This window comes from Pseudarthrobacter sp. AG30, from assembly GCF_003116525.1.
In the GTDB taxonomy this organism is placed as follows: Bacteria; Actinomycetota; Actinomycetes; order Actinomycetales; family Micrococcaceae; genus Arthrobacter.
Map to the genome: position 1 here is coordinate 21,557 of NZ_QEHL01000014.1, position 19,600 is coordinate 41,156.

Genomic DNA, 19,600 nt, shown 5'->3' on the forward strand with positions numbered 1-19,600 from the left:
ACTGGGTCTCAGAAGGCAGGGCACAGCTCATTGTGTTTCCTTCAATGCGCGGACGAACGGGGCTTTGCCGAGGGTAGTTCGTTCGAGGTGTTCGGTGATGTGCACTTCTACGTCCGTGGCTGCTGCGCCGGCTTTCTTGAGCGCTGCTGTTACTGCGGTGCGGACGTTTTCTGTGGAGGCTCCCGGGGCGAGGCCGGCGAGGAGCACACGGAGTTTAGTCGGTTCCTGGATGACCTGCCATCCGTTGTATCCGGCTTCGTCGAGGATGTGGTGGAAGACGATTGGGTGGATGTGGATGGTGCCTTGTTCCCCTGGTAGGTGGAGGACGTCTTCGAGGCGGCCTTCGATGTCTTGGAGCACAGTGAAGGAGCGGCCGCAGGGGCACCCCCGCCCGCCGAGTTTGATGGTGTCGGACATTTCGTAGCGGATGAGTGGGAGGGTCCGGGAAAACAGGACTGTGACGAGGAGTTTCGCGCCGGTTGTTCCGTTTGGGACGGGGTTTCCTGCCGTGTCTACGGGCTCGATGATGAGCAGGTCTTCGTAGACGTGACGGTTCCGGTAGGTGCAGGGGGATGCGATCCCTGCCGTTTCGGTGGCGGCGTAGACATCGAATGGTTTACTTCCCCAGGCGGCTTCCAGTTCGGCTGCTGCATGGGGGCTGAGGACCTCGGATGCGGACATGACGCCTTGCGGAGCGATGCGTAGGCGGCCGGCACGCTGCTCGGCGGCGAGGGGTTTGAGTGCTGAGGCGTAGCCGACCAGGATCCTGGGTTGGAACCCGTTCAGCGCAGCGACCGTCTCTTCCATGGGGGCGGTGACGTCCAGGCGGAGGGCGGGGACGATTTTGGAGCGCAGGGATGCTCCAACGACGGCGGACTGGTGGGTGGGGATGCGGGAGCTGACGAGCGCCATTTTCAGGGGCCTGGTAATGCCGGCGGAGATCCCGGCCCAGTCGTTGGCCCGGGCGTAGGAGGCCAGGACGGTCGCCCATTCGGTGCGGTTCCAGACAAAGGTTCCGCGCCGGCCTGTGGTGCCGGCTGTTGCCGCGGCCCACCATTTGCCCTGCCAGGGCAGCCCCGGATCCCCTCCGGCCTGGGTGAGGGCCCGTAGATGGTTTTCGAGGTCAGCGAGCCTGAGGTCCGGTGTGGTGAGGGCCTCGTCGAAGTGCTCCATCAGGTCAGCTTTCGTGACGGGCGGCAGCTGGTCCAACGGGGCGTTGTGGAGGCCTGCGTGGTGGTGCCGGTAGAACTCGGAGCCGGCATAGGCCGCCCGGCGGAGTTCTTGGAGGGCGTGTTCCTGGTGGGCTGTGATGTGGGCGTCGTCCCAGTGGTCCCTTTGTCGCCACGCGGCGCGCAGGAACAGTACCTGGGCGATGAGGCTTGGGTCCATGGGCGGGTTGCCTATCGGGTGCCCGCCGGGGCCAGCGGCCGGGTTTCATGGGTGGTGGTGGCTTCGGGTGTTTCCGGGCGGGGCAGCCGGAGCCGTTTGAGCAGGAGGGCGTTGACGGCGACGAGGAAGCTGGATCCGGACATCGACAGGGCCGCGATTTCGGGGCTGAGGGCGATCCCGGCGAAGGCGAAAACTCCTGCCGCGATGGGCAGGGCTATCGCGTTGTATCCGACGGCCCAGCCCAGGTTCTGGCGCATTTTGCGCAGGGTGCCTTTGCCGATCCGCAGCGCGATGGGCACATCGAGCGGGTCCGAGCGCATGAGGACGACGTCGGCGGTTTCGATGGCCACGTCGGTGCCGGCGCCGATCGCGATACCGAGGTCGGCCTGGGCCAGGGCCGGCGCGTCGTTCACGCCGTCACCGACCATGGCGACTTTCTTCCCGGCCTGTTGAAGTTCGGCGATTTTCGCTGATTTGTCGCCGGGAAGCACTTCGGCGATGACGGTGTCGATGCCGAGCTGGCCGGCGATCCTGCGGCCGGTGGCTTCGTTGTCGCCCGTGAGCATCACGACTTCAATTCCGGCCTCGTGCAGGGCAGCGACCGCCGCGGCGGCAGTCTCCCTCGCGGCATCTGCCATGGCGATCACCGCAGCAGGCCGGCCGTCCACGGCGACGAGCACGGCGGTCCGTCCGGTGCCGGCGAGTTCCTCGCGCACCTGCGCCAGGGGTCCGAGGTCGATGCCTTCATCGACCATGAGTTTGCGGTTCCCGACCAGGACCCGGTGTCCGTCCACGGTCGCTCCGGCGCCGTGGCCGGGAACATTAAGGAACTCCGTCGCCGCAAGCTCGGGTACGCCCTGCGCCTGGGCATGGCGGACCACTGCGGCGGCCAGGGGGTGTTCGGATTCCTTTTCCACGGCGGCGACCAGTGCCAGCAGGGTGTTTTTGTCGATGCCTTCGACGACGACGTCGGTGACTTCGGGCTCGCCCTTGGTCAGGGTGCCGGTTTTGTCCATCACGACGGTGTCGATCCGGGCGGAGACTTCCAGGGCGGTGGCGTTCTTGAACAGGACGCCGCGTTTGGCGCCGAGACCGGTGCCGACCATGATGGCCGTTGGTGTGGCCAGGCCGAGCGCGTCGGGGCAGGTGATGACGACCACGGTGATGGCGAACAGCATGGCCGCTTGGAGCCCGGCGCCGAGGGCGAGCCAGGCCGCGAAGGTCACGGTCCCGCCGATCAAGGCGACCAGGACGAGCCAGAACGCGGCCCGGTCGGCCAGCCGCTGGCCGGGGGCTTTGGAGTTCTGGGCTTCCTGGACGAGGGCGACGATCTGGGCCAGGGCGGTGTCGGCTCCGACCTTGGTGGCCCGGATCCGCATCGTACCGGTGGTGTTGATGGATGCGCCGATCACGTCCGATCCGATGGTCTTGGTCACCGGCAGGCTCTCGCCCGTGACCATGGATTCGTCGACCTCTGACTGGCCCTCTTCGACTTTCCCGTCGACGGGGATTTTCGATCCCGGCCGGACCAGCAGCAGGTCCCCCACCTGGACGTCGGAGGTGGGAATCTCGACCGTCTCGCCATCGCGGATCACAACCGCGACCGGCGGGGCGAGCTCGAGCAGGGTGCGGATGGCCTCGTTCGCCCCGCCGCGGGCCCGCATTTCGAACCAGTGGCCCAGCAGCACGAAGGAGGCCAGGACGGTCGCGGCTTCATAAAACACCTCGCCGCCCCCGGTGAGGGTGACCCAGACGCTGTAGAGCCATCCGGTGCCCACGGCGATTGCGACCAGGACCATCATGTCCAGGGTGCGGGCCTTAAGCGCCCGGTAGGCCCCGTCGAAGAAGATCCAGGCGGAGTAGAAGATGACCGGAAGGGACAGGATCAGAGCCATGACGTCATCGCGGAGCCCGAACGGTGTCGGGGCGGTGAAGCCGAGCATGTCCCGGCCCATCGGGGACCAAAGCGTCACACCGATCGACAGGACCGCTGCGACCAGGAAACGGTTGCGCATGTCCTTGACCATGTCATCCATCGACATCCCGCCGTGGTGGCCTCCGTGCCCCATCATGTCCTGCGGGGTACGGGCCATCCCACCCTGCATCCCCGGGCCGTGCCCTGCGTGGCCGGCGTGGGCGTCCGTCGCCGGGTGGGTATGCTCTGTGCCCGGTTCCGCCGGTGCAGGGGCATGGCCGGTGTGGTGAACGTGCTCCATCGCCTGTGGTGGCCCGGCCGGTGCTGTACCGGGATGGGCGTGACCGGTGTGCGGGTGGGCAGTGCTCTTCGTCGTGAGCGTGGCGTGCTTCATCCCGGCGGTGTGGTGTTCTTCCATCGGGTAGCAGACGTGGTCGGGGACGGACTCCCCGCGGCAGTGATAGCCGCAGTCCCGGACCCACCCGGAAATCTGCTTCACCGAGGTCACGGACGGGTCAAAGCTCACGGTCGCGGTTTGAGCAACGGGGTTCGCCTCAACCCCTGCAACTCCGGGCCGCTGCGAGAGGACCCGCTCTATGACCGCTTTGGATGTGGCCCAGTGCAGGCCACGGACTTCCACAACAGTGCTCTTTAGCTCCGGCGTTGCCGCTCTTCCATGGGCGGGGTTGGGTTGAATTGTCATGATCGTCCTTTCGCAGGCGTGCTTGAGGAAGCCGAGCATCGCTCGGGAACCCCGTTTCCAGACCTTCACTGCGTGAGGGGGTTGCCCTTGACGTCGCTTTCCGGTTACCCCGAACGTATACCCCAAGGGGGTATACTTCAAGTTATCTAGGGAAAGTCGGGACACCAATTTCATGGTTTGCGTCGAAGCACGGTCAGGCGGGCTGCGTATTCGCTCTCGTCGATCTCACCGCGGGCAAAGCGTTCGGCGAGGAGGGTCTCGGCCAGCCCTGCGCGCGATACTGCGGATCCGCCGCTGTCATACCGTCGACCACCGCCGCTTGTCGAACGTGCCAGGATCACGAGAGCAGAGATGATGGCACCCCAAAAAAGTACGAAGCTCACCACCATCATGACGTACCCCCAGGTACCCATGCTTCCGTCCCAGAACATCATGGTCGGTTCCTTCTTCCTTGCGCGCGCCTCATCCTCTGGGCTTCACTATGCTGCCGCGCGGCCTGGCGCATCAGAGGCTTTGGTCCCACGCATGGCCTGCTGGGGAGTTTGCGCCTACCAGCCAGAAGGAAGAACAAGGTGCCGCTACCCGCTCGGCACAGGCTGGTGGCTGTTTCCGGAGAGGAGCAGGGAGAGGCCGCTGCCGATGACAGGCACAAGGTGTTCGCGCGGTGAGTAGGTCCCGCCAGGAGTACACGGCTGTCGTAAGCCAAGCCCGGCAAGATGCCTCGCACCAGGTGCGCAGCCCACGGAGAAGACAGCACGCCTGCTCTGAGAAGCAGCGCAGCAGCCACTCCGACGCCGCGATCAGCGCCCGGAGGGCGGCGAACCACAGGACCGGGGCGTCCTGGAGCCCGAGCCGGATCGCCAGGAAGCACAGGCCCCAGGCTGCGGTGATGCCGAGCATTATGGCCGGGCAGGGGGCGCTTCTGGTCTGGTCCGTGCCCGTCGGGTTCATCGCGCCTCCGGGTTCACCGGGCGAGCTGGCGCAGGTGGCACTGCCGGATTAGTTCGACGGCCTCGTCGATGTCGTCGGTGCACCGCAGCAGGCGGATGTCTTCGGGCGTGATGAAGCCCTGGTCCTGGAGCCGGTCCCGGATCCAGTCCGTGAGCCCGGCCCAGTGCGCGGTTCCGATCAGGACGACGGGGAATTCGTGGATTTTTCCGGTCTGGACGAGGGTCAGTGCCTCAAAGAGTTCATCCAGTGTGCCGAATCCGCCGGGAAGGACCACGAAAGCCGAGGCGTAGCGGACGAACATGAGCTTGCGGGCAAAGAAGTACCGGAAGGTCATGGACACATCGAGGTAGGGGTTCAGCGACTGTTCGCGGGGAAGTTCGATGCCGAGCCCGACGGAGGTGCCGCCGGCTTCCATGGCGCCGCGGTTGGCCGCTTCCATCAGGCCGGGTCCGCCGCCGGTGATGACCGCGAACCCGGCCTCCGCGCACCCTGCGCCCAGGGCCCGGGCCACGGCGTAGCGGGGATCCGAGGGCCCGGGCCGGGCGGAGCCGAAGACCGCGACCGCTTTGCCGAGCCGGGGTGAGAGCAGACCGAATCCGGTCTTGATTTCGGTGCTGATCCGTTCCAGCCGGGCCGGGTCCTCGGCCGGGTCCGCGAGGGCTACTAGCAGTTCCTGGTCGGTCATCTTCATGTCGGCGCCGCTTCCGGGTGCATGCTGCAATGCAGGTTGTGTTCCCCGGCTTCTTCGGTGCTCAGACGGCCGTCTTCGATGGTGATGACGCGTTTTGCGGCGGTCCGCAGCCGCTGGTCGTGGCTGACGATGATGACGGCCCTGTTTTCGCTGCAGGCCGTTTCGCACAGGAGCAGGGTCACGTCCTGCCCTGTTTTTCCGTCGAGGTTGGCGGTCGGTTCATCGGCGAGGATCAGCCGGGGATCGTTGGCGAGGGACCGGGCGATGGCCACCCGCTGCTTTTCCCCGCCGGAGAGATCCCGGGGGAGGTTCCGCAGCCGGTGTCCGAGCCGGAGCTGTTCCAGGGCGGCCCGGGCTTTGGCCCGCGCCTGTTTCCGGGGCACGCCGGCCGTGAGCAGGGGCATCATGACGTTTTCCTCCGCGGTGAGGGCCGAGAGCAGGTTGAAGGTCTGGAAGACGAAACCGAATTCGCGCAGCCGCATCCGGGACAGTTGTGCCGGAGAAAGGGTGGAGGTGTCCTGGCCGGCGATGAGGATCCGGCCGCTCGTGGGGGACATGAGGGTGCCAATCATGGACAGCAGGGTTGTCTTTCCGGACCCGGAGGGACCCATGACGAGCACGATGTCCCCGGCGTCGACGCTCAGGGATACGTGGTCCACGGCGGTCACTGCGGTGTGGCCGGACCCGAAGGTCTTGGATACGTCCTGGACGGTGACAACGCTCATGCCCGGAACACCTCCGCCGGATCGATGCGGGACAGCCGGCGCACCGGCAGCAGTGACGCCACCACGGCCATCACCAGGGTGACCGCGAGGATCCAGGCGGCGTCCAGCCATCGGATTTCCGTGATGAACTCCGGCACATAGGTTCCTGCGGCCGCATTGACAGCAAGGGCCAGGGCCGCTCCGAGGAGGTACCCGAGCACGGCCGCGGTGATGGCCTGTTCGATCACGACGGTGTAGAGCTGGCGGTTGCTCACACCGATGGCTTTCAGGACACCGTATTCGCGTGCCTTTTCGATGGTTGAGGTGAAGATGGTCAGGCCGATGACGGTCATGCCCACGGCAATCCCGATGAACAGCAGCACCAGGATGATGGGCAGGAACGTGTCCCGGACGATGTTCGTGTTGTTCTCCACGAACCTGTCCTTGGTGATGGCGTCCACAGCCGGGTCGGCCTCGATCCGTTCTGCGACCGCGCCCGCGTTACTGCCGTCTTTGACGGTGACGAGGAAGAAGTTGGTGGCCCCGGGAAGCTGGAGGATGCTTTCGGCGTCCTCTTTGGTGGCGAACGCGAAGGAGAAGCTGAGAATGTATCCCCCCTCGGAGTAGCCGGAGACTTTCAGCGTCCGGCCGGCGACCGGGATGGTGTCCCCGATCCGGATGTCCTGGCTGCGCCCGACCACCCGGTCGATGATGATTTCGCCCTTGCCGGGGACGGACTTGCCATCCACCACCCGGGCCGGGGCGCCGACGTTGTTCTCAGTGTCGTCGGCGATGACGTAGAGGTTGATGTCCTTGCCGTTGTGCGCGAACGCGACCCGGCGGCCGCTGAACGGTTTGGCGCTGGAGACCCCGTCAACCCCGGTGAGGAAGTCCCGGACGGTCAGGGGCAGCACGGACGGGGTGTGGAACATGTCCGTCGCGCCGGTCTGGGTGATCCAGTAATCGGCCGGGAGGGTGCGGATGTATTCGCCGATCTTGTTGCTCCAGCCCTGGTACAGGCCCTGGATGCTCATGATCAGCAGCACGCTGAACGCGACCCCGCCGACGCTGATCAGCAGCCGGGTCTTTTCCTGGACCAGGTTCTTTATTGCCAGGAAGAGCATGGCGCTACTTCCTGGGGTGCCTGGGCCCGCCCGGGCACTACAGCCCCTCCTTCGGTGTCCGCCCTCCAGTGCCGGCGGTCCGCCGTCCTAACCGGGCGACGAAGCCGGGGACCTGGCGCCGGTATGCGGCGTACTCTTCACCGAACTCGGCCTCCATCATCCGTTCTTCCTTCCGGGCCAGGCGCAGGTACACGATGACCAGGACCGGGAACATCACCAGGGTCAGCAGGGTGGGCCACTGCAGCAGGAACCCGGCCATAATCGTCAAAAACCCCACGTACTGCGGATGCCGCACCCGGCCGTAAGGGCCCGTGACCGCGAGGCGGTGGTCCCGTTGGGCCGCGAAGAGGACCTGCCAGGACCGGTAGAGCAGGAAGAATCCGGCCGCGATCAACACGTTGCTGAGCAGATGCAGCGGGCTTAGGTGCGGATCGCCCTGCCAGCCGGTCAGGTCTTGCCACAAATGGCCGGTGTTGTGGTTCAGCAGGTCACCACCCGGGATCCGGTTCCCCAGCCACCCCGACAGCAAATAGATGGTCAGCGGAAAACCGTACATCTCCGTGAACAGCGCCACGATGAACGCGGAGAAACCGCCCAGGGCGCGCCAGTCCAGCCTGGTCCGGGGCCGGACGAAACTGAACGCGAAGATGATGAACACCGCCGAATTGATGATCACGAGCCCCCACAAGTCATACCCGTAGTCAGTGGACATGGCCGCCACCCCCGCCGGGGGCTTCCTGCCCGCCGTGCCCCTGATGCGTGGAGCTGCCGTGCCCGCCATGTCCGCCGTGCCCGCCATGCATGAACAAATGCATGGACAACATCAGCACCACCCACAGGTACGGCAACGCGTCCAGGATATGGAGCCAATGGTTCGTAACCAGGTACACGGCGGCCACCGCGATCAGGACCGTCAGCAGTCCCTGCGTCCAGGGCCCGGGCCGGATACGCCCCGGAGCGGGAAGATGTCGCATGCTCATGCCCCAAGTGTTGTGCCCGTTGACCCGGCCCGATAGTGCCTAACGTCCCCGTCCCGGCCCGCAGCCCGGTACCTGCGGATGCGCGGCAACCCCTTGCCACGCATACCCCTAGGGGGTATATTTGTGGTGTTGCCAGTGACGTGGTTTGTCCAGGCTCAGGCCGTCACAGCCGTTCAACCGCAACATCCCCTTTCCTATCCCTAGCTTGAAGGAAAACTGACATGTGCGGAACATCTGAATCACGGACCCAACTGCCCCTGGCCTCCACGGCCCAGCAGGGCTGCAGCTGTTGCTCCCCGGCCGCGGACACGCACCCGGCAGCTGCCGCCGATCAGCGGCCCGGCAGCCCAGGGGTCCAAGCCCAGTACGCCGTGGAGGGGCTGACCTGCGGGCATTGCGTCCGGACCGTTGAACAGGCCGTCTCTGGGGTAGCCGGAGTCGAGTCGGCAACGGTGGACCTGGTGCCCGGCGGCACGTCGCGGCTGACCGTCACCGGCACCGCGGACCGGAAAGCGCTGGCGGAAGCGGTCAGCTCCTCCGGCTACGTCCTGGCCGGCGCGAACTAGCCCCGCACCGGATCCCCCGGGCGCTGATTAGTGGCCCGGGTGATCGGTGTGGTCAGCAGTGGGCGCCGGGGAAGGTGTCGCGTCCCCTCCGGCGCCGCTGATGGCCGGGCCGATGACGAACGCGGACAGGGAGAACATGGCTGCGAAGACCAGCAAACCCACAGCGGGGGCGACCCAGCTGCCGAACCGCCGGTAAAGGCGGATCAGCATGGGTACGGACGCCAGCAGCCCGAGCGCGCCGAACAATGCGGTGCCGCCGGATCCGGCGACCAGCGCCGTCCCGGCGAGCAGCCCAATATGGTGCAGGACGTGCGGCAGGAGCCCCATGATCAGGCCGACCGCACCGACCAGCGCGTGCCACAACGCCTGGAACCTGCTCCTGAGGCCATGCCCTGAAGGGCCTGGCCGGTCATGGGCGGTCTGAGGATGGTGGGAAGAATGGTCAGCTGTCACAGACTCTGCTTTCAGGAATTTTCCTCCGGTATTTGCCGGAACGGCTCATTCCTCGGCACCATGCCGGGACCGGACAACGAGCACCGGGGATGGCGAATGATGAACAAGCTGACTGGATACCGATCCGAGCAGCAACCCTGTGAACCCGCCCAAACCCCGGGAGCCAACAACGAGCAGGTCAGCGTCCTCTGCCGCCCGGAGGAGGACCGCGGCCGCGGTGCCTTGGTCGACCTCGCCGGTGACGGGGACCCCTTTGCTGTCCACCCGCTTCAGCGCTTCGTCCTGGAGCCGGCGGGCAGCCTGGGGAAAGAGGTCTGGGTCATGGATCAGGCCTTCCATTCCTACCGTCACCGGCGGGAAGGCCCAGGCGGTCACGGCGCGAACTTTCCCGCCGCGCAGCCGCGCTTCTTCCACTGCCCACTCCAAAGCCCGGCGCGAGGGAGCGGAACCATCCACCCCCACCACGATCCTGAATACACCATTCCCGCCCATGGGCACCGCCTTCCGCCAGTTCTTCACGTGTGCCTCAGTGTTTCCCCTGCTGGTGGTCACCGCAAGGGTCCGAAGTCCCGTGGCGGGCGGCGCTCCACCTGGCGGAACCGAACCCGAGGTGCCGCATCAGGGGATCCGTCCGTACAGTGCCCGGAATCAGCGGCAACAGCATGTGGAAAGGTGCGTCATGCTGTTGCTGCGGCGGGCACGCCAAAGGCCGGTTGTTCAGTGCCCCCAAGGTACTGAACAACCGGCCTTCAGTGGTTTGTTAGCCTGCGCGGACGAAGGTGGCGGCGCCTTGGAGGTCATCCAGGTCAGGGGTGGACGGTGGTTTCGTTTTGCCGTTCAGGCCGGAGCTTAGGACTTGGCCGTTGCCGAAGTGGCCGGGCTGCATGACCATGTCTCCGGGCTGGGGGCAGGTGACAACCGTGCCGCAATTCATGAACGGCTGTGGCGCAGCCGAATACCCCCTGGGGGTACTTGAATCGGTACCCCGCGGGGGTATATAAAGGGAGGGTTATGGAGAGGACCATCATGGCCCATGAAAGTGACAGCTTCCCGTCCGCCGCGATTGCGGACCACGGGTACAGCAACAAAAAAGAGGCTTACCTTCGCCGGTTGAAGCTCATCGAAGGCCAAGTACGAGGCATCGCCCGCATGGTCGGTGAGGATGCCTACTGCATCGACATCCTTACCCAGGTCGCGGCGGTGAACAAAGCCCTTCACGCCGTGAGTATGGGGCTGCTCGAAGAACACATAGGACATTGCGTGGTGAACGCTGCAGCCGCCTCGGATGAGGCCGGCGAAGCAAAGGTTAAGGAAGCGACGGACGCCATTGGGCGCCTGCTGCGGTAGAAGATTAGGGAGAAACGCATGAGCGTGACGACAACGGTCAATATTTCCGGGATGCACTGCGGCCACTGCGTGGCATCGGTGACCGAAGAGCTGCAGGAACTTGAGGGCGTCGCTGCCGTGGACGTTTCCCTGAACAAGGACGGCGTCTCGGTCGCCACCATCACGTCCGCGGCCAAGCTGGACGCGGAGCGGATCGACGCGGCGATAGCTGAAGCCGGTTACACCGTCGTGGCCGGCGGTTAGGCGTGGATACGGAAACCCTCGCCTCCGGCACCCGCATCATCGAACTCGACATCCAGGGCATGACCTGTGCGTCCTGTGTTGCCCGGGTAGAGCGGAAACTGGGAAAACTTGAGGGCGTCGACGCCAGTGTAAACCTGCCGCTGGAATCCGCCCGGGTCATCGTCCCGGACGGCATTTCGGACCAGCAGATTCTCGACACGGTGGCCGCCACCGGCTATGCGGCTGGGCTCAAAGCCGACAGGGCAGCGGCGGACAAGGCGCAGCAGGATGCGGCGGCGACCGCTCACCCTGCCGATGCGGGCGGGGATGACCAGGCTGCCGCAGCGAAGGCCGTTGCCGGGACCCTGCGGCCCCGGCTTCTGGTGGCCGCGATTTTTACTTTGCCGGTTCTGGTGATCTCCATGGTTCCCGCCGCACAGTTCCCGCACTGGGGCTGGGTTGCTTTTGCCCTCAGCGCCCCGGTCGTCAGCTGGGCCGCGTGGCCCTTCCACCGGGCGGCGGCGATCAACGCCCGGCACCTGGCCTCCACCATGGACACCCTGGTGTCCATCGGTGTCAGTGCCGCCTTCCTGTTCTCGGCGTGGCAGCTTTTAGCCGATCCTGCGCTGACGCAGCACCCCGGCATGGACATGAGCGCCCATGCCCTGTACTTCGAAGTCGCAGCCGTGGTGACAACCTTCCTGCTGCTGGGCCGGTATCTGGAAGCCAACGCCAAGCAGCGGGCAGGCAATGCCCTGCGCGCACTGCTGAACCTCGGAGCAAAGGAAGCCACGGTGGTCCGGGACGGGACAGAGTCCCAGGTCCCTGTCGATCTACTCGTCCCCGGCGATGTCTTCCTCGTCCGCCCCGGGGAAAAGATCCCGACCGACGGATTCGTCGTCGAGGGCCAGAGCGCGGTGGACACCTCCCTCATCACGGGCGAATCACTGCCGGTCGAAGTCGGCGTGGACGACACGGTGATCGGAGCGACGATCAACGCCAACGGCCGTCTGCTGGTCAAAGCCACCCGTGTGGGCAGTGAGACCACCCTCGCCCAAATGGGCAAACTCGTCAGCCAGGCCCAAAGCGGGAAGGCGGCAATCGCCCGGCTGGCGGACCGCATCAGCGCGGTCTTTGTTCCGGTGGTCCTTGGTGTCTCCGCCACCACCTTCGCAGGATGGCTTCTCAGCACCGGTGATCCGCAAGCGGCCTTCACGGCCGCGGTGGCCGTACTGGTGATTGCCTGCCCGTGCGCGCTGGGTCTTGCCACCCCCACGGCGCTGCTGACCGGAACGGGCCGCGGCGCCCAACTGGGCATCCTGATCAAAGGACCGCAGGTTCTGGAAGACACCAGGACCGTGGATACCATCGTGCTGGATAAGACCGGAACGGTCACTAGCGGCAAGCTGTCCGTCTCAGCTGTCCAGGCCCTGGGCGGGACCAGCGAGGATGAGCTGCTCGTCCTGGCCGGGGCCGTGGAGGCGGCCAGTGAACATCCCGTTGCGCACGCCATCGTGCGGGCAGCAAGAAGGGATGGGCCGCTTCCAGCAGTGGCGGGCTTTGACAGCGCACCCGGCGGGGGCGTGCGCGGGACGGTGAACGGCCGCGCCGTCGTCGTGGGGCGTGCCGGCTGGCTGCAGGAGAACGGTATTGATGGCCCCGCCGGTGGGGGGCAGTTGCTGCGGGCGCTGGAGGATTCTGGCGCGACAGTGATCTGGGTGGGTGTCGATGGGGAAGCTGCCGGTCTGGTCAGCCTCACCGACACGGTCAAACCCGGCTCTGCCGCCGCGATCGCCCGGTTGAAGGAGCTGGGGCTCCGTCCTGTTCTCCTGACCGGTGACAACGCTTCGGCGGCGTTAGCCGTGGCCGCCCAGGTGGGCATCCCGGCCCAGGATGTCCTGGCGGGGGTCCTGCCCGAAGGCAAGGTTGAGGCCGTGGGCCGACTGCAGAAGTCCGGGGCGACAGTGGCCATGGCCGGGGACGGTGTCAATGACGCCGCAGCCCTGGCCCAGGCGGATCTGGGCATCGCCATGGGCAGCGGCACGGACGTCGCCATCGCTGCGGCTGATTTGACGGTCATGGGAAGCGACCTGGGCCAGGTCGCGGAGGCCATCGAGCTGTCGCGCCGGACGCTGGCCACGATCAAGACCAACCTGTTCTGGGCGTTCTTCTACAACGCCGTCGGCATCCCGGTCGCCGCGCTGGGGCTGCTGAATCCGATGATCGCCGGCGCTGCGATGGCCGCCAGCTCGGTCCTGGTGGTCAGCAACTCGCTGCGGCTGCGCCGCTTCGGCAGCCGCACAAAATGACTCTTCTATGGGTTCTGTCAAGCCATGGTGGTTTGGAGTTGGCGGAAGATGGAGCGGCAGACGTAGCGTTTGAGGTTCCGGCGGATCTCACGGTTTGATTTGCCTGTTGCCCGGCTGCGGGCGACGTAGTCCTTGGTTGCGGTGTCGAAGCTCATTCGGGTGCGGACGATGACGTCGAAGGCGCGGTTGAGTTGGCGGTCGCCGGAGCGGTTGAGCCGGTGTCTGGTGGTGTGACCGGAGGACGCAGGGCGTGGCGCAACGCCGCCTAGGGCGGCAAAGGCCGCCTCTGAACGGATCCGGCCGTGATGGGAGTAGGCGCAAATGATGATCGCCCCTGTTACGGGACCGACTCCGGGTGTGGTTTGGAGTCCTGGAGCCAGTTCTTCGGTGAGCTGGGCCAAGGCCTTGTGATTTGCGGCGAGCTGGATCGTGAGGTCTTTGACGGCCGATGCCAGGCGTGTGGCTTCGGCACGTGCAATTCGAAGCATGGGGTCCACGACGTTGGAGCTGCGCCAGGCTGCGATGGTGCTGATCTGAGCATCACGCAGGGATGACCGGGCGTCGATTCCGAGGTCGGTGCCGCGGAGTAGGGCTGTGAGGGCGTTGCGGTTGGCTGTCGGTTGGTGATCCAGCAGGGACCGGGAGGCCAACAGGATCCTGATCGCTGCCCGGGTTCCGGCCGCGCGTGGTTCCATGACTTGCTCGCGGGGACGTCCAAGGACGGAGCGGGCAGCGGCTTCGGCGTCGATGGGATCGGACTTGCCGGTCAGGGCCCGTGACGAGCGTGCCGGTGGCCTGACTTCGCCCACGTCGATGCCGACCGCCAGCAGTGCTTGAGTGAGTTGGGCGCCATAGGAGGATGTGCCTTCGACCGCTGCGAGTACTCGTTCCCCGCCGGTGCGGCGCCGGATCCAGGTGATAGCTCAGTCCATTCCCGCGGAGGTGGCTGGGAACACCGCGGTGTCGACCACGGCACCGATTGCGCAGTGAACGGCTGTGAATGTGTGGGTGCGGGCGTGGGTGTCGACTCCGACGACGAACTCGAATTCCTCTGCGATGATCGCCATAGTGTGCTCTCCTCTTCTCATTAACCCGGTTAGGTGACAGGAGCCTGCCTGGGTCGCTTGGAGATGCATCTGTAACGGGTCACACCCAACTGGTGGACAGTCTTCTGATCAGGTCATCCGCGCGGGCAGGCCGTGCCCGGAGAATGGTGCGGACAAGTCATTTTCAAGACACCGCCTGAGCGGGTCGGATATACCCTGAGTCACACGCCGTCCTCCGGGACCAGCCTGCCAGCCAACCTCGGGCCGGCACCTGACCATTACAGTGATTCCCGCTATGCCACGGGATGCTGAAGGCCGGCGATTCACTGCCCCCAAGGCAGTGAATCGCCGGCCTTCAGTGGTTTATTTGCCAGCGCGGACGAAGGTGACGGCGCCCTTGGAAGTCATCCACGTCAGCGGGTGCACGGCCGTTTCGTTCTTGCCGTTCAGGCCCGAACTGAGGACCTGACCGTTGCCGACGTAGATCCCGACGTGGCCGGGCTGCATGACCATGTCACCGGGCTGAGGATCGGTCACCACCGTGCCGTAGTTCATGAACTGCATCGGGCCAAGGTCTCCCACCGGGATCCCTGCGGCGTTAAGGGCGTTTTCCACCAGCCGCGTGCAGTCCTGGATCATGCCGATCTGGGCGTAGGCGGAGGAAACCATAATAGCGTTGATGCCCCCGGCTGCCGGTGCCGCGACCGGGGCTGCAGCGGCCGGAGCGACGGTAATCTGCGCCTTCGGTTTCGCGGCCGGGGCAGGTGCCGTCGACGCTTTGGGGGTCTCCGCCACGACCGGCTTGGGTGCCTCCACCACCGGGGCAGGGGTGGTCTCTACCGCGGGACGTTCGTAAGAGATCTGGACCGTGGAGTCCGCGGTGAGCGGCGCCTGGACCTGGCCCGCAACTTCCAACGTCGAGGCCGGCTCCGCATCACGCTGGGGTGGGGCCTCGGCTGCCTGCGCGGCAATACCGCTGGTCAGGACAAGGCCGGAAGCAGCCGCAATAACAGCTGCCTGGCGGCCTGCGACACCGGCGTTGCCGGCAACAGATTTGGACAGGACCCCAAGGGCACTGGTCTGGACAGGGACCGCACGATGGCGGCCATGACTTTTGCGCATGGGCATGAAAAGGCCTCTCCCACTGCCTGCGAGGTTAGCTGTCGGATTCGGATGGGAGACACCCGGCCGGCCGGTACACGCATGGCACCAGGCGCGACTTCACCCCAAGACCTGCCCGAAGCAGGTCGCTGTTGGTTTCCCCGTCTCTGCCGGACGAAAGTTGCGAACGGATCCCGGGCAGCGGCAGAGTTAGGCAAGTCTGCTCGAGAGTGCCGCATTCGGAGAAACCGGCACGACTTAGACCGTACTTCACTCCGGCATCAGTTGTCACATTTGAATAACAGGAGACGTAGATCACAGCTATATCTACTTCTGCCCAATACCCCCTCCCGGTATAGTTTCTGTTGTTGTCAGTGAAGTGGTATGTCCCGGCCGGCGCCCAGCGTCTGGCTTTCACAGCCGTTCAATCCCAGCGCCCATTGGTCCTTCGTCAAGGAATGGAAACTGACATGTGTGAAACTGAAATCCGTACCCAGCTGCCGCTTGCCGCGGCGTCGGGGTGCAGCTGCTGCTCGGCTGAAGCCGCCCTTGCCCCCACCGCAGCCAACGGTACCGGTACCGTTGAATTCGCTGTGGACGGCTTGACCTGCGGGCATTGCGTGCAGACGGTCGAGAAGGCAGTCTCTGCCCTTGATGGGGTGGAATCTGCCTCCGTTGACCTCGTCCCTGGCGGCCGCTCCCGCCTGCGGGTGCGAGGTATGGCTGACGCGGCAGCGATGCGGGAGGCTGTGACGGCCGCGGGGTACACCTTGGCCAGCAGGTAACATCCGCATTTCTCCGGCGCCCATCCTCCGGGGCCTTGCGCTTCCCAGGAGAGGTCCCACGGCCAGCGTATACAGCCCGCTGGCCCGCGGGCGAGGGCGGCCTTAGCGCCTGAAACCAGGCGTCACAGATAATCCGGAGCACTCCGCTGCCGTGAGGGACGGTGAAACGGAATGCCGCCCGGGCGCGTTGACCAGTAGGAGACCTGCAGGAACACCCTGCCGGTTACCCTTGTATTGAAAGAACCTGTACCGAAAAGGAGGAAGTGTCGTGACCGCAGTACACCGTCGTCGTCTCACCGCCTTCTTCCTGCGGGCCGGGTTCCTGACTGCGGCACTGGCCATCATTTTTGGCATTTTCGGCATGCATGTGATGATCGGCGCCCACGACATGCCCTCAGGCCCCGCCATGTCAATGTCAGGCTTGAGGGGGACGATGCAGCTGCAAACCACGCCGGCCAGCCATACCCAGGCTATCGGGATGTCAGCAGGCGTGGCTTCCAGTGATCCGGCGGCCACGGGTTCCTCCTCCTCCTCCTCTTCCTGTGCCCCTGCAGGGCCGTGCACCAAGATGTCAGCCGGTGGAGGGGCCTGTGTCCTGGCCCCGGGAACCACGACTCTCTCCGCCCCCTTGCCTGGGCCAGCGCCCTATGAGCTGCCCGATTTTGGTGCAGCCGCCGTGCTCGGCAGCACGTATGCCTACTCACCGGCCAGCGCCTCCCCCGGTGATCTCTGTATCAGCCGGACGTAAATCACTCCTCTGCGCCGTGCCTTTCACCGGCGCATACTCCAGCCATCGGCCCGCATGAAACAAGCCGGACCCCGCACGGTCCGCTGCATGCCAGCCCACGGGCGCACTTGCGCCGCTGATACTTTGAGGACCCTGATTTTGATGAAAAAAACTTTGACACTTTCTGCTGCCGCCATCGCCGCGGCCATCGCCCTGGCCGGCTGCTCGACCGGGTCGGGATCTGGCGGCTCTGAGAGCGGCGGCATGTCCGGGATGAACCACGGAAGCTCCGGGATGTCATCCACCGCCGCCCCCGCAAGCTCAGCGGCGGCTGCGGCTGCCTTCAATGATGCGGACACGATGTTCGCGCAGATGATGATCCCGCACCACACCCAGGCCGTGGCCATGAGCGACATGATGCTCAAGAAGCAGGGTATCCCTGCCGCCGTAACTGACCTGGCCGCCAAGGTCAAGGCAGCCCAGGGCCCGGAAATCGACAAGATGACCGGGTGGCTTCAAAGCTGGGGCCAGCCCACAGCCATGCCCACCGGTACGGCTTCAGCGCACAGCATGGAGGGGATGATGGGCGCCGATGACACGGCCAAGCTCGAAGCCGCCCAGGGCGCCGAGGCCGCCAAGCTGTTCCTTACCCAGATGATCGCCCACCATGAAGGTGCCGTCATGATGGCCAGGACCGAAACCACGGATGGCAAGAACACTGATGCGGTACAGCTCAGCAAGGACATCGTCAGCTCCCAGGAAGCCGAGATCCAGGAAATGAAGGACCTGCTGGCCACTCTGTAGTCAGCGCCCCAACGGGTGCCGGCTCTCTTCCCCCTGGGGGGCCGGCACCTCCCCTGTCACCCTTCCCGGTTACCCTGGTCCGCCCGGTTGGCCGGTCCGTCCTTTGGAGTTTCCCGTGCCCCTACACTTTTCACGCCATCGCCGGCCTGCCGCTGCCCTCGCCGCCGCCGGCGCCCTGCTGTTGACCCTGTCAGCCTGTTCCCCTGGCACAGCCAGCGCGCCCGATGCCGCGTCCCCGGCTGCAGCAGGGCGGCCCAGCTCCCACGTTCACGGGCTGAGCGTGAACTCCGAAACCGGGCAGATACTGCTGGCGACCCATGAAGGGCTCTTCGACATCTCTAAAAACACGGGTGTCAAAATCGGACCCAGCATCGACTTGATGGGTTTCACGGCGGCCATGGACGAGGGCGTGTTTTACGCCTCCGGCCATCCAGGCAAAGACTCAACAATGCCCAACCCTCTGGGACTACTCAAGAGCAGTGACGGGGGAAAGACCTGGGCACAGGTCTCCCGGCAAGGGGAGTCGGACTTCCATGCGCTGACCACGACCAAGTCCGGAATTGTCGGCTTTGACGGGACCATGCGCACCAGCACGGATGACTCGACGTGGAAGACATCGTCTGCCGGGTTCGCCCCGGCCGTCCTGGCCGGCAACCCCTACAGCGACACCGTGCTGGCAACGACTCCCGAGGGTCTCCGACGGTCCTCCGACGCCGGGACCACGTGGACCATGATCCATGGGGCACCGGTGATTCAGTTCGCCGCTTTCGCCAGCGCCGCGGAAGCGGCCGGGGTCGCCCCGGACGGCAGCGTTTATCTCTCCGTTGACGGGGGCCTTAGCTGGAGGAGCACCGGAAAGATTGACGGCAGTGTCCAGGCCGTCGCCGCTTCCGAGGGATCCGGGGGCACCCCGTGGATCTGGGCCGCCACGATGAGCGGGCTCGTCGTATCCACGGACGGCGGGGCAACCTTCCGCCCTGCTGACGCCGCCTGACGCTGATGGATATCGGCGGGTTTTTTGCTTCCACCGTTACCTCCGGTGCGCTGCTGATCGCCATCCCGCTGGCGATGACCGCGGGCCTGGTATCTTTCCTCTCCCCCTGCATCCTGCCGCTGGTCCCGGGTTACCTCGGTTTCGTTTCCGGACTGACCGACCCCACGCAACCGAAAAACCGCCGCCGCGTCCTGGCAGGCGTGGGGCTATTCGTGCTCGGATTCGCGGCGGTCTTCACCCTCTACGGCGCGGCATTCGGTGCGATTGGCTCCTGGCTGCTGCGCTGGCAGGACGCACTCATGCGCGGCATGGGCATTGTAGTGATTCTGATGGGGCTGGCGCTCCTGGGGCTGATGCCGTGGCTGCAACAGACCCGTAAAATCAGCCTCGGCCGACGGACCGGCCTGGCCGGGGCCCCGCTGCTCGGCGTCGTCTTCGGGCTCGGCTGGACCCCCTGCATGGGACCGACCCTGAGTGCTGTCCTGTCGCTCAGCGTCACCACCGGCAGCGCCGGGCGCGGCGCGCTGCTGGCCTTTGCCTACTGCCTGGGCCTGGGCATTCCCTTTGCCCTCACCGCACTGGGACTGGGCTGGGTCAGCAACGCACTGACCTTCGTCCGTCAACACATCCGGGCCGTCAACACCGCCGGCGCCGCCCTGCTCATCATTCTGGGCATCCTCATGGTCACTGGAGTCTGGGTTCGCTGGATCTACCAGCTGCAAAACCTCTCCGGGACCTTCCTCACCCCCATCTGACACAGGCGGGGCCGCAAGCACCGCTTTAGCAAGG

General features: G+C 65.6%; 21 protein-coding genes, 1 pseudogene and 1 riboswitch. Of the genes and pseudogenes, 9 read left to right on the forward strand and 13 right to left on the reverse strand.

Translation table 11 applies throughout. The features are described 5' to 3' along the window. Positions 1-27 precede the first annotated feature (27 nt). The 8 genes from DC347_RS13130 to DC347_RS13170 all read right to left on the reverse strand — a co-directional run bounded on the left by DC347_RS13130 (position 28) and on the right by DC347_RS13170 (position 8,457). Positions 28-1,389 carry a phenylacetate--CoA ligase family protein gene (locus DC347_RS13130; RefSeq protein ID WP_109045772.1) on the reverse strand — a complete coding sequence of 454 codons (1,362 nt, stop codon included), beginning with the start codon at positions 1,387-1,389 and terminating at the stop codon, positions 28-30. Positions 1,390-1,400: 11 nt separating this feature from the next. Further along, positions 1,401-4,007, reverse strand: coding sequence for a cation-translocating P-type ATPase (locus DC347_RS13135; protein ID WP_109045798.1), 2,607 nt, complete (start codon positions 4,005-4,007; stop codon positions 1,401-1,403). Positions 4,008-4,177: 170 nt separating this feature from the next. Continuing rightward, entirely contained in the window at positions 4,178-4,441 is a 264-nt protein-coding gene (locus tag DC347_RS13140) for an SHOCT domain-containing protein (RefSeq protein ID WP_109045773.1), read from the reverse strand. A 530-nt stretch (positions 4,442-4,971) separates the two neighbouring features. Further along, positions 4,972-5,649 (reverse strand): TIGR00730 family Rossman fold protein, encoded by a 678-nt coding sequence (locus DC347_RS13150; RefSeq protein WP_109045774.1) that lies wholly within the window; start codon positions 5,647-5,649, stop codon positions 4,972-4,974. After that, positions 5,646-6,374 carry an ABC transporter ATP-binding protein gene (locus tag DC347_RS13155; protein WP_109045775.1) on the reverse strand — a complete coding sequence of 243 codons (729 nt, stop codon included), beginning with the start codon at positions 6,372-6,374 and terminating at the stop codon, positions 5,646-5,648. The genes DC347_RS13150 and DC347_RS13155 overlap by 4 nt, the downstream gene beginning before the upstream one ends. After that, a complete protein-coding gene (locus tag DC347_RS13160; RefSeq protein WP_109045776.1) occupies positions 6,371-7,477 on the reverse strand; it encodes an ABC transporter permease in 1,107 nt (368 codons plus the stop codon). Before DC347_RS13160 ends, DC347_RS13155 begins: the two co-directional genes overlap by 4 nt. Before the next feature lie 37 nt (positions 7,478-7,514). Beyond that, the gene (locus DC347_RS13165; protein ID WP_109045799.1) at positions 7,515-8,189 is read right to left on the reverse strand and encodes an isoprenylcysteine carboxylmethyltransferase family protein; all 675 of its coding nucleotides are present in this window, start codon (positions 8,187-8,189) and stop codon (positions 7,515-7,517) included. Further along, positions 8,179-8,457, reverse strand: coding sequence for a DUF2933 domain-containing protein (locus DC347_RS13170; protein WP_206073934.1), 279 nt, complete (start codon positions 8,455-8,457; stop codon positions 8,179-8,181). The genes DC347_RS13165 and DC347_RS13170 overlap by 11 nt, the downstream gene beginning before the upstream one ends. A 221-nt stretch (positions 8,458-8,678) precedes the next feature. Here DC347_RS13170 and DC347_RS13175 point away from each other — a divergent pair, with 221 nt between their 5' ends. Next, positions 8,679-9,023 (forward strand): heavy-metal-associated domain-containing protein, encoded by a 345-nt coding sequence (locus DC347_RS13175; protein ID WP_109045778.1) that lies wholly within the window; start codon positions 8,679-8,681, stop codon positions 9,021-9,023. A 27-nt stretch (positions 9,024-9,050) separates the two neighbouring features. On the opposite strand, the gene DC347_RS13180 is transcribed toward DC347_RS13175, so the two are convergent. From DC347_RS13180 to DC347_RS22115, 3 genes are all read right to left on the reverse strand, one after another. Continuing rightward, positions 9,051-9,386: a hypothetical protein gene (locus tag DC347_RS13180; protein ID WP_206073935.1), complete on the reverse strand. Its 336-nt coding sequence runs from the start codon at positions 9,384-9,386 to the stop codon at positions 9,051-9,053. Between the two features lie 135 nt (positions 9,387-9,521). Then, positions 9,522-9,968, reverse strand: coding sequence for a universal stress protein (locus tag DC347_RS13185; protein WP_109045800.1), 447 nt, complete (start codon positions 9,966-9,968; stop codon positions 9,522-9,524). Positions 9,969-10,236: 268 nt separating this feature from the next. After that, complete coding sequence (locus DC347_RS22115; RefSeq protein WP_255414780.1) at positions 10,237-10,368, reverse strand: hypothetical protein; 132 nt, start codon at positions 10,366-10,368, stop codon at positions 10,237-10,239. Between the two features lie 119 nt (positions 10,369-10,487). Here DC347_RS22115 and DC347_RS13190 point away from each other — a divergent pair, with 119 nt between their 5' ends. The 3 genes from DC347_RS13190 to DC347_RS13200 are packed head-to-tail and all read left to right on the forward strand — an operon-like array spanning position 10,488 to position 13,354. Beyond that, positions 10,488-10,823 (forward strand): metal-sensitive transcriptional regulator, encoded by a 336-nt coding sequence (locus tag DC347_RS13190; protein WP_109045801.1) that lies wholly within the window; start codon positions 10,488-10,490, stop codon positions 10,821-10,823. 18 nt (positions 10,824-10,841) lie between these two features. Beyond that, positions 10,842-11,066: a heavy-metal-associated domain-containing protein gene (locus DC347_RS13195; protein ID WP_109045780.1), complete on the forward strand. Its 225-nt coding sequence runs from the start codon at positions 10,842-10,844 to the stop codon at positions 11,064-11,066. Positions 11,067-11,068: 2 nt separating this feature from the next. Beyond that, entirely contained in the window at positions 11,069-13,354 is a 2,286-nt protein-coding gene (locus tag DC347_RS13200; protein WP_255414781.1) for a cation-translocating P-type ATPase, read from the forward strand. A gap of 17 nt (positions 13,355-13,371) precedes the next feature. On the opposite strand, the pseudogene DC347_RS13205 reads toward DC347_RS13200, so the two are convergent. Together DC347_RS13205 and DC347_RS13210 are read right to left on the reverse strand one after the other, a co-directional pair. Beyond that, positions 13,372-14,421: pseudogene (locus DC347_RS13205) on the reverse strand (IS110 family transposase). A 342-nt stretch (positions 14,422-14,763) separates the two neighbouring features. Beyond that, positions 14,764-15,528 carry an NlpC/P60 family protein gene (locus DC347_RS13210; protein ID WP_109045781.1) on the reverse strand — a complete coding sequence of 255 codons (765 nt, stop codon included), beginning with the start codon at positions 15,526-15,528 and terminating at the stop codon, positions 14,764-14,766. A 3-nt stretch (positions 15,529-15,531) separates the two neighbouring features. Beyond that, positions 15,532-15,728: riboswitch (cyclic di-AMP (ydaO/yuaA leader) on the reverse strand. A gap of 243 nt (positions 15,729-15,971) precedes the next feature. On the opposite strand from DC347_RS13210, the gene DC347_RS13215 reads away from it, so the two are divergent. The 5 genes from DC347_RS13215 to DC347_RS13235 all read left to right on the forward strand — a co-directional run bounded on the left by DC347_RS13215 (position 15,972) and on the right by DC347_RS13235 (position 19,566). Continuing rightward, entirely contained in the window at positions 15,972-16,286 is a 315-nt protein-coding gene (locus DC347_RS13215; RefSeq protein WP_109045782.1) for a heavy-metal-associated domain-containing protein, read from the forward strand. Between the two features lie 268 nt (positions 16,287-16,554). Then, on the forward strand, positions 16,555-17,034 hold the full coding sequence (locus DC347_RS13220) for a hypothetical protein (protein ID WP_240617791.1): 480 nt from the start codon (positions 16,555-16,557) through the stop codon (positions 17,032-17,034). Positions 17,035-17,175: 141 nt separating this feature from the next. Beyond that, complete coding sequence (locus tag DC347_RS13225; RefSeq protein ID WP_109045784.1) at positions 17,176-17,817, forward strand: DUF305 domain-containing protein; 642 nt, start codon at positions 17,176-17,178, stop codon at positions 17,815-17,817. A 115-nt stretch (positions 17,818-17,932) separates the two neighbouring features. Then, positions 17,933-18,811 (forward strand): F510_1955 family glycosylhydrolase, encoded by an 879-nt coding sequence (locus DC347_RS13230; RefSeq protein WP_109045785.1) that lies wholly within the window; start codon positions 17,933-17,935, stop codon positions 18,809-18,811. A 5-nt stretch (positions 18,812-18,816) separates the two neighbouring features. Then, positions 18,817-19,566 carry a cytochrome c biogenesis CcdA family protein gene (locus DC347_RS13235; protein ID WP_109045786.1) on the forward strand — a complete coding sequence of 250 codons (750 nt, stop codon included), beginning with the start codon at positions 18,817-18,819 and terminating at the stop codon, positions 19,564-19,566. Positions 19,567-19,600: the final 34 nt, after the last annotated feature.